Below are 18,701 nucleotides of genomic sequence, written 5' to 3' on the forward strand. Positions count from 1 at the left end.
TTATACTTAATATATGTAATCATGAGGAATAATGTATGAAATTATGGAACTATCGACGCTTTGACAAACTGATCCCAGCAGTTATCCTTGTTGTGATCATTGCCATTGCCATCATAACTTCTAATAAATTCTTTATAAACACCAATTCCCGTTACGCTCTTGACGATGGCTGGACCATCACCTACAAGGGCGACAAGCTTGATTCTACAAGTCTGTCCAATTCTGGTGTCGGTGTTATCAATAACGGCGAGATCGTAACTATTTCCGGTACACTTCCAGACATTGGTATTGATAATCCCTGTGGTTCTATGTACACTATCCACGCTATTATCGACGTTTATCTTGACGGAAAGATGATCTACACATACGGCAGAGAGTTTGCCGAGAAGAATAAGTCTGTCCCAAAGCACGTCAACACCTTCTCTCTTGGAAGTGACTATGCAGGGAAAAAGCTGCTGATCATCCTTACCGGTTCCAGGGTTCACTCATTTGCGGGTCTTACCCCGGTGACAATAGGTGATAAAAACGCGCTCTTTGTGGAGCGTCTTATCTCTATGAGACGTGACATCGCTATTGGTGCATTCCTTATTGTGCTTGGCGTTATCCTGATGATCCTGTCACCATACATGGTTATCTATCACAATAATGATTTCCGTTTGTTCTTTAGCGGATTCATCTCCCTGATGCTGGGTCTGTACACCTATGCCTTCTATGGGATAATCGACCTTATCACCAACAACTCCAATCTGAATATGATCACGGAGTACTCATCTCTTTACAACATCCCGACTGCAATAATCGGATACTTCATGTCTGTCTATAAGGGAAGGCTAAAAAAGGCGTTCCAGTTCCTCTACGTCTTTAATATCCTTGTCTTTGCCGGTGTGTTCTGCTTCTGCGTATTTGGCCCGGGAAGGATTTACGAGTGTACACCCCTGCTTCACTCCATGACTGTTTCTGAGGGTGCTTTTGCAGTTGCAATGATAATCAGATCCTTTGTAAGTACCTATAAGAACAAGAAAAAGAGACTTGTCTCTTCCGACAATGTATTCTCCCTTGGACTTCTCATTCTAATGATGTTGTCCATAGTTGATATATTTAATTACAACTTCAAAAATATGTCCTCTGATGCCAGTGAATCCGTAACTTCCATCAACGGATTCCTCTTTGGATCACTTATCTTTGTGTCAGGTCTTCTGGTAAGTTACATGCTGTATGTGATCTACAATTCTGACCTCGATTCAATGCAGAACAAGATCTCATCCCTGGCTTATACAGATCCTCTTACAGGCCTTGCAAACAGAGCAAGATGTGAGCAGGTTATGGATATGCTTACTTCGGAGCACGCATCCTATACTATAATCAGCCTTGACCTCAATAAGCTCAAAGAAGTCAACGACAATCTTGGACACCACGAGGGAGACAGACTGATAGCAGGCTTTGCTACTATTCTTTCGGATTCGTTCTGGGATGCAAACCTGGTTGGCAGAATGGGCGGCGATGAGTTCATTGTTGTTCTTACTGAGGACAGAGCTCTTAACTGCACCAGAAGGATCCACAACCTCTATTCTATGATCAATGACTGGAACCGTAAGGAACAGCGATTCCAATATAGCGCTTCCTACGGTTATGCATACAGCTATGAAGTTCCATCAGGCTCAGCTCAGGAAGTATATATGCTGGCTGATAACCGCATGTACGAGATGAAGCGAGAGCACCAGAATTCCGGTTCGAAAGGGGGTGTAGTTCATGCGTAAAACCCTTTCCCTTATTTTCTTCTCGGCAATGATGATTCTGGTATTTTTGTATGGAAGCCATGTTTTCTTTTCCTTCACACCAGAGCACATGCTCTACAAACTTGAACGTGGCTGGACTGTTTCTTACCACAACCAGCAATACTTAAACACCAATCTGGAAAAGCTGGGAGATGAGCTTGAGACCAAATTTGCCAAGGGCGACACCATTGTCCTTCATTACTCAAAGCCCCTTATGGATCTCAATGTTGATACTCCTTATCTGTTCTTCAAAACTTCTTTCTGTTCATACGAAGTTTACCTTGATGGAGAACTGATAGCAGAGCAATATACTGATATTGCCAAGAACCATTTCGTTGGTATCAGCTATTATGGCGTTGCTCTTCCTACTGATTACGCTGGAAAAAAGCTGTCTATCGTACTTACTGTTATTGAGAACGAGACCAACGGTAATCTGATCAATCCTGTGATCGGAGACTACGATGATATATACAGAGACCTTCTCCACACAGCAATATTCCCATTCTTTACAGGATGCTTTTTGCTGATCTTTGGAATGGTGTTCTTTGTACTATCCCTGATCTTCTACATGGGATCTCCTGGTGTTGCAAATCAGCTGTTTTGCTCCGTTCTTACAGTTATTTTGGGCGCCTGGATCCTTACAGCCTTTGATATAGTGGATCTTGTGATATCTTCAACGCTGTCAACGACTATAGAGTATGCTTCCACATATCTTATTGCACCTTGCATATACCTTATTATCTATGACCTTCACAAGAGGCAGAATAATAAGATACTTATCATCATGGGATTTGCGACCCTGGGCTTCTCAATACTGTTTATGGCCCTGCATTTCTCAAACATAGTCCACTTCAATCACTTTGAGGGACCATATTACCTGATCTCTTCAGTTGGTTTTATCCTTCTTTTAACCTATGGATATATAGATCTGAAGAGCAAGTCCAAAAACTCCTCGCTGATTGTAACAATGGTTGGCCTGACACTTCTTTCTTTGTCACTGCTGGTTTATTCCGTTATTTCAATCCTTGGAAAAGTCGCTGATTACAGGCAGAGCCCTATACTCACCGTACTTATACCCACAGGAGCCCTGCTCTTTGTGATAATGCAGCTTCTTAACTACTTTATTTTCATGACTCACTCTTTTGCCAGAAAGAAAGAATACGCTGCACTTACCAAGATTGCTTACATCGATAACCTTACTGGTCTTCCAAACAGAGTAAGCTTCGATGAGAAGATGGTCGAGTTTGACAAATCAGAAGATGACTTCTGCCTCCTTAGCCTTGACCTTAACGGATTGAAGTCGGTAAATGACAACTCAGGACACCCTGCTGGAGACAGACTTCTTCGTTCCTTTGCCCATGCTCTTGCAGAGATTTTCGATAATATCGGAACCTGCGCAAGGATCGGCGGCGATGAGTTTGTTGTACTGATAAAGGATATCGATTCCTTTACCCTTGATGGTCTTTTAAACAAACTGGACACTGAGCTTGTTGCCCTGGATAAACTGGACACAGAGATCAATCACAGCGTTTCGTATGGATACGCCTTCAGACATGAGACGGAAGAAAAAGACACCCATACAGTGCTGATGCTGGCGGATAAGAGAATGTACAGTTATAAGAAACAGCACTACGCGCATATGATGACAAGAAGATAAAAAATAAGACCTGAGCCGTAAAAAGCTCAGGTCTTTTATTATGCATTAGATATTAGTATGCTCTTCCCCAGTAAACCATCTTGGTTGCTGGCTTTCCACATACAACGCAGGTATCTGAAAGATTTTCCTGCTCGAATGGGATACATCTGCTGGTTACGTTGTAATCTTCCTTGATCTTGTCTTCACATTCCTGACATCCGCACCACATTGCCTTTACAAAGCCCTTGGTCTGCTCAAAAGCCTTAGCAAACTCATCCTTGTTGTGAGCTGCAAATGTGTGCTCATCAAGGTGTTTCTTGGCTCTTTCGAACATCTCCTTCTGGATTGTATCAAGAAGCTCGCCAACCTTGGCTGATACTTCTGCGATTGGGCAAGTGATCTTTTCTCTTGTGTCTCTTCTTACAAGTACGCACATTCCAGCCTCAAGATCCTTAGGTCCGATCTCAACGCGGACAGGAATACCTCTCATCTCCTGCTCAGCGAACTTAAATCCTGGAGTTCTGTCTGTATCATCTGTCTTAACTCTGTAATCTGAAAGGCTCTTTTCAATGCCATAAGCTGCATCGAGGACGCCCTCTTTCTTCTGCTGAATAGGAATAACAACAACCTGTACAGGTGCGATCTTAGGAGGAACAACAAGTCCTGAGTTGTCGCCGTGTACCATGATCATAGCGCCGATGGTACGTGTTGTAAGTCCCCATGAAGTCTGGCATACATAGTGGAGCTGGTTGTCCTTGCCTGCGTACTGGATTCCGAAAGCCTTGGCAAAGCCATCACCGAAGTTGTGGCTTGTTGCACTCTGAAGAGCTCTTCCGTCATGCATAAGAGCCTCAACTGTGTAAGTAGCCTCAGCGCCTGCGAACTTCTCCTTGTTAGTCTTCTGTCCCTTGATAACAGGGATAGCCATGTCGTTCTCAAGGAAGTCAGCATAGACGTTAAGCATCTGCTGTGTGCGCTCCTCAGCCTCTTCCATTGTTGCATGAGCTGTATGGCCTTCCTGCCAGAGGAACTCTCTGCTCCTTAAGAAAGGTCTTGTCTCTTTTTCCCATCTGACTACGCTGCACCACTGGTTAAGAACCTGTGGAAGGTCTTTGTAGGAGTGAATCTCTCCCTTATAGTAATCACAGAAAAGTGTCTCTGATGTAGGACGTACACAGTATCTCTCTGTAAGTGGCTCAAGTCCGCCGTGAGTTACCCATGCTACCTCAGGTGCAAATCCCTCTACGTGATCCTTCTCCTTCTGAAGAAGTGACTCAGGGATGAACATTGGAAGGTATGCGTTCTGTACGCCAGTAGCCTTGAATCTTGCGTCAAGATGCTTCTGTATAAGCTCCCAGATTGCGTATCCTGCAGGCTTGATAACCATGCAGCCCTTGATGTTTGAGTAGCTTACAAGGTCAGCCTTGATACATACGTCAGTGTACCATTGTGTGAAATCCTCATCCATGGATGTGATCTCTGCAACTAATTTCTTGTTGTCTGCCATTTCTTTCTCCTCTTTTCTTTTTATGAAGTAGTGGATACGAGGTTTTAGAAATTAAAAAGAGCCTTCGCATCCCTAATAACAGGGACCGAAAGCTCGGCGGTACCACCCTATTTAAACCTGCAAAAGCAGATTTCACTTCATTTCACCCTTAACGCGGGAAACGCTGTACTTATGCGTTAGCTTTCATACAGGACTCCAAGGCAGGTTCGCTGATTTTCCGTAAGAGCCTCGCACCAATGGCTCTCTCTCTGAAACGTGATTACAGTTACTATTCCTCTTCAACGTCTTTGATTATATTAAAGTTGATTTTAGTTATATTTACTTTTCTTGTCAATAACTATTACAATTTAACGATTAAGCTCGCTGGTAGGACCATCACTGTGGTGATTTCTGATAATGCCGTCAATTACCTGAAGATCGCATGCTGGGAGGTCTCCAGGAACAGTATTCTTGGCACTTGATGTGGCATTGCCATAGTAAAGGGCCTTCTGGGGATCCTCGTACTTAAGAAGTCCGTACAGAACTCCTGATACATAGGCATCTCCTGATCCAATCCTGTCTATTACATCTATTCCCTTATAGGGCTCTTCTGTGTAGAACCGATCCTCCCTGGCACTGTAGATAGTAGAAGTAAAGTTGTGCTTTTTAGGGCTTATGACCTCTCTCTGGGTTGTACAGACTATTTTTACCGGATACTCTTTGGTGTAGCTCTTCATAATATCAGAGAGGTCTCCCTCTTTTTGCATCATTCGTCTTGAGGTCTCCTCTGAAACAAACAAAATGTCCACATATGGGAGAATTGCCTTAATTGATGCCCTGGCATCTTCTTCGCTCCAGAGGTTTGCTCTGTAGTTACAGTCAAAAGAGACTGTGGCTCCTGCAGCCTTAAAGCGCCTGATAAGCTCTGTGGTCACTTCTCTGGTGTTGTCGTTAAGTGCCAGAGTTATGCCACTTGTGTGGAACATCCTGGTATTGGTATAGACACTGTCTGGGATCTCGTCTAAAGAAATTCTGGTGATAGAGGAATTCATCCTGTCATAAACTATTGAAGGCTTACGTGGTGCTGCGCCATTCTCATAATAGTATATGCCAAGTCTTGCCTCTGGCGAGTCGTCATAGATAAGGTAGTCATCTGACACACCTTCAAATCTGATCCTGTTCTTGATGAATGTGCCAAGAGAATTGGCTGGAAGCCTTGATATAACGCCGGTGCGAAGCCCCAAAAGAGCTACACCCGACGCTACATTAAGCTCAGAGCCACCTGCACGCTTATCAAACACATCTCCCCGAGTCATAAGCTCGTAATTGGGAGGAGAAAGTCGCAGCATAATCTCTCCAAATGTTAAAAGATCAAATCTTCCATCTCCCATAGCAGGCCTCCTAAAATAGTTCCATCAAAAAACTAGTTACAAAGGAAAAAACTTACTGACACCTTGATGATATCAGTAAGTTTTTTCTAGTGTAAGCACTTACACTGTCTTTATTGTTGAATATCTTGAACAAGACCAATATGAGAACCCGGGAGGGTGGGGACTGCTTTGTTCAGGCAACTACTGCCTTTCTTACATTGATCTGAATGTATTTCTTCTTATCCATCTTCTTAATGAAGTGATAGATGATAACTGCGAGAACTGCTACTCCAAAAACTATTCCAAATACAGGATAGAATGCGCTCATTCCAAAAATTGTAAGTCCCTCAAATACCAATGTCATGATGATGAATAACTTTGCTAATGTCTTTGCCATATCTTTTCTCTCCTTTCAGAGTTTGAATTTGTTTTTGTGTTTTTTGATTACACTTATTTATACGAGAGAGAAAAAATCGTGGCAAAAAATTTTTAAAATTATTTTTTGAGAGGGCTAATATTTGAAAAGTTATAAAAACTTTATTTGATTAACGTGTTATAGCTGTGTATAATAATCTTCGTTATAACGTATGAAAAAAAAGGAGGTTTCAGTTATGTGGTCAATTAAAGAACTGAAAGAGAAAGGCAAAGCAGCCTTCAAAGGTAACTATTGGAAATGTGTTCTTGTTGCTCTTATTCTTACAATAATTGCAGCAGGTTCATCAGGCGGATCATCTTCAAATACAACAAGACAGCTTCAGGAGAGCTCTTCAGAGATGACTCCAGAGCAGGCAGCTGCACTTCTTGCAGTTTCTGTAGGTATTTTGGTATTTGTTTTAGTATGGATTCTTCTCAAGATATTCCTGCTTAACATTGTAGAGGTAGGATGTTACAACTTCTTTAAGAACAATCTTGTAAGAGAGGGTGTAGATCTTTCAGAGATCAAGGCAGCATTTGGTGCAAACTACAAGAGATCAGCTCTTACAATGTTCCTTCGCAACCTTTACACAGCACTCTGGACACTTCTGTTGATCATTCCAGGTATTGTAAAGAGCTATTCCTATGCGATGGTTCCATTCCTCATCATTGATGAGCCAGATCTCTCAGCTAACGAGATCATCACTCGTTCAAGAGAGATGATGAACGGACACAAGTGGAGAACATTCTTACTTGATCTCTCCTTCGTCGGATGGATTCTTCTTACAATCATCACTTGCGGAATCGTTGGTGTATTCTGGACCAACCCTTACATGTATTCCACAAGAGCAGCTCTCTACCACGAGCTCAGAGGAACAACCGCAGCTCCTGCAGAAGCACCAGTTGTAACAGAGTAATCTGTGATGGTGGTGGGGTGGCAATGTGTACAGCCGACTTGGGCACGCTTTCGCTCTACCTCGCTGGCAGCGGTACTAAAGTAAGCATATACAAATCAAAAGCCAAAAGGCATTTTAACAGGGCTCTATCTGACGATAGGCCCTGTTTTCATGTCTTTTGGCTTTTTTCATTGCATATGCTTACTAAGTACCGGCCGCGAGCTGAAGGCCCTTCGTCGGTTGTACACATTGCCACCCTATCCACTATTACGGATTACTCAGGTTGCTGTGTAGCGTTATCCCTGACGGGAAGTGTCTCTATCGTTGTATTTGGAGAGGACAACGGAGCCGGTCTTCAGGGTTTCGGGAACATCGATAACTCGCTGGTTTGAGGAACCGCGAAACCTGAGCATCAGATCTCGCTTTGCTTCTACAAATTCGCCGTCGACAAGGACGTCTATCATGGAGAGGATTGCATCGGTATCTTCACTGTGGCAGCGTTTGTTGTTAGGGTCTGTGAGTTCTTCCCACAAATAGCCGGAGTAGATCCAGATGGTGGCTTTAGGGACTTCTTTTTTGATGCGTTCTATAAGTGGGCGGATTTCTTTCTGGTTGATTACTTCCATTGGTTCGCCGCCGAGGATTGTAAGGCCTGCGATGTAATCGGGTTTCAGTGACTTAAGTATGTCATCCTCAACCTCTTTGGTGTAAGGTTCGCCGTAGTTGAAGTCCCAAGTCATCTCGTTGAAGCAGCCTTTACAGTGATGGGTACAGCCTGATACAAAAAAGGCTGTCCTGCATCCTATTCCGTTTGCAACGTCGTTATAGTAAACCTGTCCGTAATTCATGACTCTCCTCTATACAATCAATACATGTGAGTATTCAATATTTTGTTTATACTACCTATTTTATCAAAGTCTTTTGGGTCAAAACCCGCCTTTTTGAAAAAGGGGTACCATTAGATTCATGGTTTTTCCAATGAATCACATGAAAATCAGCATAAAAATGGTCCCTCTTTTTTAAAACCTGCGTTTTTTACCCAAAACTATACGATAAAACGCCAACTTTTGAAAAATCAGGGGTACCCCTTTTTGAAAATCGGCCTTTTTCACCCAAAATCCAGCAGACTCCCCTCAATGTGCTGTGCCCACAAACAAAGCCAGAATTTTCTGACCGCCAGCCCTATCTGCTCCACCGCGTAAACGCCTCAGATACAACACAAGCCGGGATAGCTCCCGGCTTGTATCTATTTTCATCTTTTTCATCCCCCAGCAGTTTGTTCAGGTCCGGAAAAGCCGAAAACCTGAAGGAGAAAAGGGCTGCTGTCCCTTGGTTTAGCAAGTAATCTTTGGATTGGACATATGGAGAACTCTTTCCTTGATCTCCTGTGTACGTCCCTGATTCCAGAACTGAGTTCCGATGTAACCACAGGTACGTCTTGCAACGTTCATCTTGTTCTGATCGCGGTTGCCGCAGTTAGGGCATTCCCAGATCAGCTTGCCATCAGTATCAGTTACAACCTTGATCTCTCCGTCATATCCGCAGCACTGGCAGTAGTCTGACTTGGTGTTGAGCTCTGCGTACATGATATTCTCATAGATGTACTTCATTACTGAAAGAACAGCCTCTAAGTTGTTGTTCATATCAGGAACTTCAACGTAGCTGATCGCTCCTCCTGGTGAAAGAGCCTGGAACTCTGATTCAAACTTAAGCTTTGTGAAAGCATCGATCTGCTCTGTTACATGTACGTGGTAGCTGTTTGTAATGTAGTTCTTATCTGTTACGTCCGGAATAGAACCAAATCTCTTCTGGAGCGCTTTTGCAAACTTATATGTTGTGGACTCAAGTGGTGTTCCATAGAGACTGAAGGAGATATTCTCTTTTGCTCTCCATGCTGCGCACTTGTCGTTAAGGAACTGCATTACCTTAAGAGCGAAATCCTTACCTCTTGGATCTGTGTGGGATACACCCTTCATATACTTGGTACACTCGCAAAGACCCGCGTATCCAAGAGAAATTGTTGAGTAGTTGCCAAAGAGAAGTGGATCGATAACTTCGCCCTTCTCAAGTCTTGCAAGAGCTCCGTTCTGCCAAAGGATTGGAGCTACATCTGAAGGGGTTCCAAGAAGTCTGTTGTGTCTTGCCATAAGTGCTCTGTAGCAGAGTTCACATCTCTCCTCAAGGATCTCCCAGAACTTGTCCTCATCCTTAGCTGATGAGCAGGCAACATCTACAAGGTTAAGGGTTACAACACCCTGATTGAAACGTCCGTAGTATTTATGAGTGCCTTCTACATAGTTCTTAGCCTTTGACTTGTTTCCTGCATTGCAAAGGCCTTCAGCAAGAGCCTCATTGTCTGGAGTAAGGAAAGATCTGCATCCCATGCAAGGATATACATCACCCTTCTTAAGTTCCTTCATCTTCTTGGCTGAGATGTAATCAGGAACCATTCTCTTAGCTGTGCACTTAGCTGCAAGCTCTGTTAAGTACCAGTACTTGGAATCCTCTGTGATATTGTCCTCGTCAAGAACATAGATGAGCTTAGGGAATGCTGGAGTAATGAGCTGTCCCTTCTCGTTCTTAACGCCGTAGATCCTCTGCTTGAGCATCTCCTCGATAACCATTGCAAGGTCTTCTCTCTGCTGACCTTCTGGTACTTCGTCGAGATACATATATACTGTGATGAAAGGTGCCTGTCCGTTTGTTGTCATCAGAGTGATTACCTGATACTGGATAACCTGGCAGCCTCTCTCAATCTCTTTTTTAACTCGCATCTCTGCGATCTCGTTGACCTGCTTCTTGTTGATCTTCATTCCAGCGGTCTCAAACTCAAGAGCAACTTCCTTGCGGAACTTCTGTCTTGAGATATCAACGAATGGAACAAGGTGTGAAAGAGTGATACTCTGTCCGCCGTACTGTGAGCTTGCGATCTGAGCGATAGCCTGTGTTGCAATGTTACATGCTGTAGCAAAGCTGTGTGGCTTCTCGATCATGGTCTCAGAGATAACTGTTCCGTTCTGGAGCATGTCCTCTAAGTTAACAAGACAGCAGTTGTGCATGTGCTGTGCAAAGTAATCAGCATCATGGAAGTGGATAAGACCCTCTTCGTGAGCCTTAACTACATCGTCAGGAAGAAGGAATCTCTTTGTGATATCCTTGCTGACCTCACCTGCCATATAGTCTCTCTGAACGCTGTTAACAGTAGGATTCTTGTTGGAATTCTCCTGCTTAACCTCCTCGTTACTGCACTCGATAAGAGACATGATCTGCTCATCAGTTGTGTTGGACTTTCTAACAAGGGCGTGTTTATAACGATATGTGATATATTTCCTTGCAACCTCGAATTTTCCAGACTTCATAAGGCCGTCCTCGACCATATCCTGGATTTCTTCCACGCTGGCTGCACGGGTAAGAGACGCGCACTGCTTCTCAACAGACTTCTCGATATCGCTGATCTGACCTTCTGTCAGCTTCTTTTCATCTGTTACCTCATTATTAGCCTTCTCGATAGCAGCAATGATTTTGCTTCCGTCAAAAGCAACTTCTTTTCCGCTTCTCTTGATAATCTTCATAAAAACCCCCTTTGGTACTAACCCAATAACAATACTTATACAAAATTGTAGCCACAAGAACAACTATATCTTGTGGTTACATTAATATGATAATACATTATATTGATTAATTCAAGCTCAAATATTTCTTACTTCCTCAAGGCGCGAATGCAGTCGCTGCAAGCGATTCAGGGTTTCGTCATCCGAAATTTCTTTTCCAGAGAAAAAATATTCTGTATTTCGCAAACACAATATATTGTGGTTGTCATCCAATTTCTTATCTTTATCTTGTGAAATTGGAAGTCCAAGTACCTCAGCCAGATGCCTTACAGTGCCCTGGTTGCCATCGATCAGAAGGGTTTCATCTCCAAAGAACTGTCTGTAGGCGGGCTTAAAGTAGTTAAAGTGGGTACAACCCAGTACCAGTGCGCAGTATTTGTCCTTATCATAAGAAGAAAACTGGCTGTTTACGTAGTCTGTCACCGCCTGACTCTCAAATTCTTCTCTCTCAGCAAACTCCACAAGCCCTGGCATAGCCAGAAGATCCACCCTGTGCTCCTCATCAACTCTGTGAAGAAGGTCCTTTAGCTTGTCCTCCATTATGGTGACAGGAGTTGCGATAACCATGACTCTTTTCCCTTCAGTGCCCTCAACTGCGGGCTTAACTGCAGGCTCCATTCCAAGGATCGGAAGATCAAAGCGCTTTCTAAGCTCCTTGATGGCTACGCTGGTTGCGGTGTTGCAGGCTACCACAATCGCATCAACACCCTTATCAACAAGGAACTGGGTGATCTCAGTGGTATAGCCAAGTATCTGCTCCGGGGTCTTAAGACCATAGGGAACATGCTCTGTGTCTGCGTAAAAGATATATTCCTGGTCCGGAAGCTGATGGTAGGCCTCGTGAAGTACAGAGAGCCCTCCGATTCCGGAATCAAAAATTCCTATTTTCATATCCTTTTCTCCTGTGGTGGCAGTTACTACCACGCCTCAGATTATGATAGAATAAATGCATGGACGAAAAAATTTTTGACGAACTTCAAAAACTATATGATAACAAGCGGATTGGCGAGCTGGTACAGGAAATGTGCGAGTACTTTGCCACTAAAGACAGCTACGAGGACAATTCCTATGAAGATGAAATTGAGCCTCCTGAAATTGTGGAATCCGCTTATATTCTTTTTTGCCTTCAGAGCAGGGAACAGATCCTTGATGAGTTTGCCATCATCAGGAAGAAGTATCCTGCCATCTATGAAAAGATAGGCTCCCTTTGCGAGACTATCCTTATCAACATGGACTACCGCTCTCTGGAAGAAAAAAGCGCTGCAACGATAGCAGGTTACATGGAAGGAGTATCTGTATCAGATATCCTGTCCCATGTGGAAACCTACACCCGTTCCAGCGAGAGCCTTTCCGAGGCTCTTGATAAGTTCTACAAATTTATCCATTCTCAAAAGAAATGATCATTTTACTTTGAGATATTTCATTGAAGCGTAGGCCTGTTCACCTTCGAACTCTACAAGAGCCCAGCTTCCATCATCGCTTACTGCGATTCTCTTCAGCTCTGTTCCAACTGGCACCATACCAATGACGGTACTACTATCAGCTGAGCTTGGAACTGAGCGAACATTAAGGATCTCTGCACCTGACACCTCTACGGTGTCATTTTTTTCTGTAAATCCGGCAGGAATAGACGTGATCACAGTCTGCGTCGCCTCGTCAGGATCTGGTGCAAAGTATCTGTCATAGACCTTTACCTTAAGGAACATTCCAAGAATAGCCAGTATCAGGATTCCAGTAAGAATAGAGCCCACTCTGACAACAAGGTTCATGTTGATGCCAGACTCTTCCTCATCCTGGTACTCCTCGTCCTCATACTCCTCATCGTATTCTTCGTCGTACTCCTCGTACTGACGCTGCCTTGCAGGTCTTCTCTCGGACCTTTCAGCAGCCTTCCTTATGGACTCCTGCCTTCTCTCTTCCTGCATATCCTTCTGACGCTGCTTAATGTACTCCTCCCTCTCCTCAGCATTTAAGAACTGGTACGGATCTTCTATCTCGATCTCCATGGTCTCCTGAGGAACGGGATCTGCCTTTGGCGCAGCAGTCTCTTTTTCTGCTGCATCACTTGTGGGCGCAGTGATCTCTTCTTTGACCTCTGCTTCTTTATGCTCGTTACTTGCGTCTCTTTTTACATAGTCTTCAAAGTTAGCTATCTTGTCGCTCATAACGCCTCCCCATAATAATGGTAAAGTGCTGGCAGGTTATGCCAGCACCTTGTCGATTATCCCCTGTAATTTAGCCTTGTTAAGAGCTCCAACTGCAGTCTCAATAACTTCGCCGTTCTTGAAGAATGCAAACATTGGAATTGACATAACGTTGTACTTCTGCGCTATTTCTGGTGACTGGTCAACATTGATCTTGCCAACCTTGAGTTCTCCCTCATACATTTCAGCAAATTCATCAACCATTGGGGCCATCATCTTGCATGGTCCACACCAGTCTGCTGAAAAATCTACCAGCACTGGCAGTTTGCTCTTAAGCACTTCTTCTTCAAAGTTTGCTGTGTTCAGTGTGTAATCCATTATTTACTCCCCTTTCTGCTTATGATGTATTTGTAAATAGGGTTGCCTGCCTGAGAGAAGCGCTCTTCATACTCAGTCATCACGTTCCCAATCATCATCTTTTCATCATTGTGAAGGTCGTAAGTAACTGCATCAAGGTTCCATCCTGCTGGCTCTATCTCATCCAGAGCAAACATGAACAGGTCCCTATTGTCAGTCTTGAACTCCACTACCCCGTCGGATTTAAGGATCTTGTCGTAACGCTCCAGAAACTGCCTTGAAGGAAGACGCCTTTTTGCGTGTCTGTCCTTGGGCCATGGATCTGAGAAATTAAGATAGATCCTGTCCACCTCAGATGGTGCAAATACCTCGGTGATCTCTTCTGCGTCCATCCTGATAAAGATGATGTTTGGCAAAAGAAGCTGTTCCTGCTTCTGAAGTGCCCTAAGGAGCACGCTTGAATACTTCTCAATGCCCACATAGTTGATATCCGGATGGAGCTGCGCCATATCCATAAGGAAACGTCCCTTACCCATTCCTATCTCAACACGGATGGGATTGTCGTTTCCAAAAACTTCTTTCCATAAACCTTTTTTCTTGTCAGGCTCCTTGACAGTGAAATCGCTGTCTGCAATAACCTCTCTTGAACCTGCGATGTTACGTAAACGCATCTAAATAACCTGCCTAAAATCTTATAAATGAATTTTACACCATTTGCCCCAAGTTTGGAAGTATTGTATTATAAGCATACTATGATGTTTAAGGGAAAAAATCGATTTTCCAACTTAATACATACGGCAGTTTTGCAGATTCTCATCCTGTCGATAGCTCTTTTCACCATGCCATTGACAGTTCTTGCTGATACAGACTACCAGGAGCAGGCCCAGCAGCGAAAAGAGCTTCCGATACAGTCAAACTCTATCGCCCAGTGGCCCCATGGTCCGGAGATCACGGCAGAAGCTGCCATAGTCATGGAGGCCCGCACCGGAACCATCCTATATGCCAAGAATATCCACGAGGAGCTGTATCCAGCCAGCACCACCAAGATAATGACGTGTCTCTTAGCAGTTGAGAACGCCTCTTTATCAGACACCATCACCTTTTCAAATGACGCGGTGTTCAGCGTTCCAAAGGGCGGATCCAATATCGGAATGGATGTTGGCCAGTCCATCACTTTAGAGCAGGCCCTCTACGGAATAATGGTTGGTAGTGCCAACGAGGTAGCAAACGCCGTGGGCGAGCACGTAAGCGGCAGCATCGATGCCTTCGTGGACCTTATGAACGACAGGGCAAAAGAGCTGGGATGCACCAATACACACTTCTCCAACACCAACGGTCTTCAGGCCGATGATCACTACACAAGTGTCTACGACCTGGCACTTATATCCAAGGCCTTTTTTGACAACGAGCTCCTTAGCAAGGTAGGCAACACTGCAAGATACCACTTTACAGCTACTGACACTCAGCCTGATGACTTCTATTTAAACAACAAGCACAAACTCATCTCCGGAGAGATCTCCTACGAGGGAATCCTTGGAGGTAAGACAGGATACACAGACCTGGCAAGAGAGACCCTTGTAACCTGCGCAGAAAAAGATGGTCTTAAGCTCATCTGCGTAGTATTCATGGAGGAATCTCCTGCGCAGTTTACCAATACAGTAACCCTTTTAGATTACGCCTTTAACAACTTCCACACAGTTAATGTGGCGGACAACGATACCAGATATATGCCTGATGACTCGCTGTTCTTTGAGTCAGACAGAGACGTATTTGGAAGGTCGGGAACTATCCTTAAGCTTGGAGAAAACGACAGCATAATCCTTCCAAAGACCTCAAGTATCGACAACACTGCTTACGAGATCAGCTATGACCTTTCCGAGGAAGAACGCAGTCAGATGCCAACAGCCATCGCCAAGGTCAACTACACCTTCAGCGGTACTCCGATCGGTTCAGCCTACGTCTTCTATAATTCAGTTGGAAGCCTTGACGAGCTTGCAACCGCAGTAAAGGACAAGACACTTTTCATCAATGTGAAGATTTTGCTCATGGGTGCAGTTCTTTTGCTCATAGTAACATCTATCCTTGGAACCATCATTTCAAGGATCATTGCCAACAAGAAGCGTCCATCAAGGTACGACCGGGTAAGGTTCAACAGAAGGAAAAAGGAATTTAAGCAGAGCAGACGAAATTCCCATAAATTCAAATAAAAAAGACAAAGGCCAGTATCATGGCTTTTGTCTTTTCTTTATTTTATGCTGTTTCTTTTTCATCTCTTCCACATCTTCATTGGAAACGAATCTGCAGGTCTTTACCACGAAGAGATTACCATCTTCCGCTTTCTTGATCCTTACCTTGGCCTTCATAAAGCCGTGCTTTTCGCAAAAGCCCACGCTGTAGTAGTGCTTGCCATTTGGGGTAAACCACTTTACCTTCCTGCGGAGGTTCTTTTTACAGATGTAGCACTTGGTGCTCATGATATCCACGTTCTTAAGGATATCTTCTTTATTGAGGAACTCTCTGGAGATGTACTTGGCGTAGTTATCAAATACGATCCGGATCTCCTGTTTCCTGGTCTTGGGGGTGACATAGGTGTCAAAAGAGATCTTCCCCAGAGTCTTCTCTCCAAAGGTCTTAAATATCTTGGCGGTATACTCTGCATCGGAAAGTGCCCTGTGGAAAGGAATGTCCTTTGGTATTCCGATCTCATCTACTGCTGCTTCAAGGCCCTTTCTTGACTTGCCATCGTCATAGGCAAGACTGTAGAGCTTTTGAACATCGTAAAAAGCAAGGGGCCTGTCTGATAAAAGAGGCATTCCGAAGAAATCAAGGTTTCTTTGAAGCTCTGTAAGATCCAGCGGTCCCCAGGTACAGAATCTTACATCCTCTCCGCAAAACTCAAAAAAGTCACTGGCCACATCCTGGAAACAGTCTCCCTCAGCAAGATCTTCCATGGTAAGGTGGATAAGCTTACCAGTGATCCTGTGCATATGGGTGTGAACCTGGGGCTTAATAAGCCTTGAGAATTCCCCAATCTTTTCCCGCTTTTCATTAAGTTTTACTGCGCCGATCTCAACGATCTCGAAGGCGAGAGTCTTCCCGTCCTCTCTGACAAATGGCGCATCACCCTGATTCCACTCAAGGTCAAAAACCACATAATTACTCATATTGTAGATTCCAGTTTAAAAGTAGTATTCCATCCATCTGTTTGCCATGTCGATCCATGGCTCGCAGGCTTTAGACAACTCTTTTTTCTCCATTCCAAGAGTGAGGTCATTAGCCAGCGCAAGGCCGTGACATCCTTCCGGGAAAATGTGCAGTTCAGTATTGATATCATGTGCTCTGAGAGCTGTGGCAAATAAAAGAGAATTCTCCACAGGCACTGACTGATCAGTAAATGTGTGCCATATGAAAGTCCTTGGAACATTCTCGTTTACTGCATTTTCCAGTGACACCTTATCAAGAAGCTCGTCATATCTGTCTCCAAGTAGCTTAACGAAGGAGTCTCTGTGAGCGTGCTCTCCTGATGTGATCACAGGATAGCAAAGGATAAGTCCATTTGGACGAAGCATTGCTCTGTTTGTGATACCAAGTTTTTCTTCTACAAAATTCTCATTCCACATGCAGCAGTAGCTGGCTGCAAGGTGTCCACCCGCTGAAGCTCCCTGTAACACGATGGAATCGTTTTTAACATTCCACTCCCTGGCATGTTCCCTGATGATAAGGATAGATCTTCCGAGCTCTAAGATGGCTGTTGGGAATGTGGCTGGGCTACAGGAATAGCGTAGGATTGCTGCATGATAACCCTTTGCAAGAAATGAAAGCGCAATTGGGTCTGCTTCTCTGTCTGAGGTGTAGCTGTAACCACCTCCCGGACACAGCAAAACCAACGGTCTTTCCTTTATTAAAAGAGATTCAGAAGCCTCCTGAAGATAAATAGTGAGCTTTACGCCTTCAAGGGATCCTTCTTCATGTATATCAAACTCTTTACAGATCATTTTACACCTTTCAATAGGCTGCTACTTTGCGGTAACTACGCCTGTTTCTACGTTAAATGATAAAAGGAAAAAATTTTTTTTGCAATAGGTATTGACATTTTAGATTGTGCACAATATAATTCATTTATAAATTAAATTGCACACAACCAATTCTCATATTCAAACTGATGGAGGTTAATTCGATGGGATTTTATGATTACTCAGTAAAAGACGCTCAGGGCAACGATTTTTCTTTAGATACATACAAGGGAAAGGTTGTTCTTGTTGTTAACACAGCAACAGGCTGTGGATTTACACCTCACTACAAGGACATCGAGGAGATGTACGAGAGATTCCATGAGCAGGGCTTTGAAGTTCTTGATATACCATGTAACCAGTTCGCTGGCCAGACACCTGGAACAGATGAAGAGATCCATGAGTTCTGCACTCTTCATTACAACACCAAGTTCCCTCAGATGAAGAAGTCAGATGTTAACGGATCTGATCAGCTTCCTCTTTACGAGTACTTAAAGAGCCAGAAGGGCTTTGAGGGCTTTGGCAAGGGACCTAAGGCGCTTGCTATGAGCGTGATGCTCAAGAAGATCGACAAGGATTACAAGAACAATCCAGACATCAAGTGGAACTTCACCAAGTTTGTAGTAGACAGAGATGGTAATGTAGTAGCTCGCTTCGAGCCCACAGAGGACATGAAGAACGTAGCTGCTTGCGTTGAGAAGTTAATCTGATAAAAAAAACGGCCCCCAAAAGGGCAATGTCATTTAGATAGTAAAAATCTTGATAACAGTATATTATTATAAGCATGATAAATCCAAACAAAATATATCCAGTTCTCGGGTTTACGGTCAAAAAATGTATTTTTGAAAAAGGCAAACAGGCAGTCTGGGGTAGGCTGCCTACTATCAGGGTATTCTGTTTTGTTGATTTATCTATATGTTAATGGTTCAGCTGACTGGCGACATATGATTCTTCTGAATTTACGTCCCGGTCGGACTGGCACTAAAAAGCTGTTGATTAGCA

At 43.8% G+C, this 18,701-nt stretch carries 17 protein-coding genes and 1 other annotated feature; of the genes, 6 read left to right on the forward strand and 11 right to left on the reverse strand.

The genetic code is table 11. The annotated features are described in order from the left end of the window. The first annotated feature begins 35 nt into the window (after positions 1–35). Positions 36–1,757 carry a GGDEF domain-containing protein gene (locus D6855_RS11685; protein WP_120741252.1) on the forward strand — a complete coding sequence of 574 codons (1,722 nt, stop codon included), beginning with the start codon at positions 36–38 and terminating at the stop codon, positions 1,755–1,757. Further along, positions 1,750–3,432 carry a GGDEF domain-containing protein gene (locus D6855_RS11690; protein WP_120741254.1) on the forward strand — a complete coding sequence of 561 codons (1,683 nt, stop codon included), beginning with the start codon at positions 1,750–1,752 and terminating at the stop codon, positions 3,430–3,432. Before D6855_RS11685 ends, D6855_RS11690 begins: the two co-directional genes overlap by 8 nt. Before the next feature lie 52 nt (positions 3,433–3,484). Here the strand turns inward: D6855_RS11690 and proS are convergent, their stop codons facing one another. The 3 genes from proS to D6855_RS11705 all read right to left on the reverse strand — a co-directional run bounded on the left by proS (position 3,485) and on the right by D6855_RS11705 (position 6,664). Beyond that, positions 3,485–4,918, reverse strand: a complete 1,434-nt coding sequence (gene proS, locus D6855_RS11695; protein ID WP_120741256.1) for a proline--tRNA ligase — start codon at positions 4,916–4,918, stop codon at positions 3,485–3,487. Between the two features lie 77 nt (positions 4,919–4,995). After that, positions 4,996–5,209 (reverse strand) — a binding site (T-box leader). Positions 5,210–5,265: 56 nt separating this feature from the next. Beyond that, on the reverse strand, positions 5,266–6,288 hold the full coding sequence (locus D6855_RS11700) for a sugar kinase (RefSeq protein WP_120741258.1): 1,023 nt from the start codon (positions 6,286–6,288) through the stop codon (positions 5,266–5,268). A gap of 172 nt (positions 6,289–6,460) precedes the next feature. Continuing rightward, positions 6,461–6,664 (reverse strand): hypothetical protein, encoded by a 204-nt coding sequence (locus tag D6855_RS11705; RefSeq protein ID WP_120741260.1) that lies wholly within the window; start codon positions 6,662–6,664, stop codon positions 6,461–6,463. A 214-nt stretch (positions 6,665–6,878) separates the two neighbouring features. On the opposite strand from D6855_RS11705, the gene D6855_RS11710 reads away from it, so the two are divergent. Continuing rightward, positions 6,879–7,598, forward strand: a complete 720-nt coding sequence (locus D6855_RS11710) for a DUF975 family protein (RefSeq protein WP_158589518.1) — start codon at positions 6,879–6,881, stop codon at positions 7,596–7,598. A gap of 275 nt (positions 7,599–7,873) precedes the next feature. Here D6855_RS11710 and nrdG read toward each other — a convergent pair whose 3' ends face one another. The 3 genes from nrdG to murI all read right to left on the reverse strand — a co-directional run bounded on the left by nrdG (position 7,874) and on the right by murI (position 12,079). Next, the gene (gene nrdG / locus D6855_RS11715; protein WP_120741263.1) at positions 7,874–8,425 is read right to left on the reverse strand and encodes an anaerobic ribonucleoside-triphosphate reductase activating protein; all 552 of its coding nucleotides are present in this window, start codon (positions 8,423–8,425) and stop codon (positions 7,874–7,876) included. A gap of 486 nt (positions 8,426–8,911) precedes the next feature. Beyond that, positions 8,912–11,149: an anaerobic ribonucleoside-triphosphate reductase gene (nrdD, locus tag D6855_RS11720; RefSeq protein WP_120741265.1), complete on the reverse strand. Its 2,238-nt coding sequence runs from the start codon at positions 11,147–11,149 to the stop codon at positions 8,912–8,914. A 117-nt stretch (positions 11,150–11,266) separates the two neighbouring features. Continuing rightward, entirely contained in the window at positions 11,267–12,079 is an 813-nt protein-coding gene (murI, locus tag D6855_RS11725) for a glutamate racemase (protein WP_120741267.1), read from the reverse strand. 59 nt (positions 12,080–12,138) lie between these two features. Between murI and D6855_RS11730 the strand changes: the two genes are divergently transcribed. Continuing rightward, positions 12,139–12,588 carry a hypothetical protein gene (locus D6855_RS11730; RefSeq protein ID WP_120741269.1) on the forward strand — a complete coding sequence of 150 codons (450 nt, stop codon included), beginning with the start codon at positions 12,139–12,141 and terminating at the stop codon, positions 12,586–12,588. Here the strand turns inward: D6855_RS11730 and D6855_RS11735 are convergent, their stop codons facing one another. Genes D6855_RS11735 through trmB form a run of 3 tightly spaced genes read right to left on the reverse strand, consistent with a single transcriptional unit; the run spans position 12,589 to position 14,360 of the window. Beyond that, positions 12,589–13,353 carry an SH3 domain-containing protein gene (locus tag D6855_RS11735; protein WP_120741271.1) on the reverse strand — a complete coding sequence of 255 codons (765 nt, stop codon included), beginning with the start codon at positions 13,351–13,353 and terminating at the stop codon, positions 12,589–12,591. 36 nt (positions 13,354–13,389) lie between these two features. Beyond that, entirely contained in the window at positions 13,390–13,710 is a 321-nt protein-coding gene (trxA, locus tag D6855_RS11740; RefSeq protein WP_120741272.1) for a thioredoxin, read from the reverse strand. Then, on the reverse strand, positions 13,710–14,360 hold the full coding sequence (trmB, locus tag D6855_RS11745) for a tRNA (guanosine(46)-N7)-methyltransferase TrmB (protein WP_120741274.1): 651 nt from the start codon (positions 14,358–14,360) through the stop codon (positions 13,710–13,712). Before trmB ends, trxA begins: the two co-directional genes overlap by 1 nt. 132 nt (positions 14,361–14,492) lie before the next feature. Between trmB and D6855_RS11750 the strand changes: the two genes are divergently transcribed. After that, positions 14,493–15,896 (forward strand): D-alanyl-D-alanine carboxypeptidase family protein, encoded by a 1,404-nt coding sequence (locus D6855_RS11750; protein WP_243111907.1) that lies wholly within the window; start codon positions 14,493–14,495, stop codon positions 15,894–15,896. An 18-nt stretch (positions 15,897–15,914) separates the two neighbouring features. On the opposite strand, the gene D6855_RS11755 is transcribed toward D6855_RS11750, so the two are convergent. Then, entirely contained in the window at positions 15,915–16,853 is a 939-nt protein-coding gene (locus D6855_RS11755) for a 3'-5' exonuclease (RefSeq protein ID WP_120741278.1), read from the reverse strand. Between the two features lie 15 nt (positions 16,854–16,868). Next, positions 16,869–17,684: an alpha/beta hydrolase gene (locus tag D6855_RS11760; protein ID WP_120741280.1), complete on the reverse strand. Its 816-nt coding sequence runs from the start codon at positions 17,682–17,684 to the stop codon at positions 16,869–16,871. A 182-nt stretch (positions 17,685–17,866) separates the two neighbouring features. On the opposite strand from D6855_RS11760, the gene D6855_RS11765 reads away from it, so the two are divergent. Next, on the forward strand, positions 17,867–18,409 hold the full coding sequence (locus tag D6855_RS11765) for a glutathione peroxidase (RefSeq protein WP_120741282.1): 543 nt from the start codon (positions 17,867–17,869) through the stop codon (positions 18,407–18,409). The last annotated feature ends 292 nt before the right edge of the window (positions 18,410–18,701 follow it).

It is taken from the genome of Butyrivibrio sp. CB08 (assembly GCF_003625485.1).
Taxonomy (GTDB): Bacteria; Bacillota; Clostridia; order Lachnospirales; family Lachnospiraceae; genus Butyrivibrio.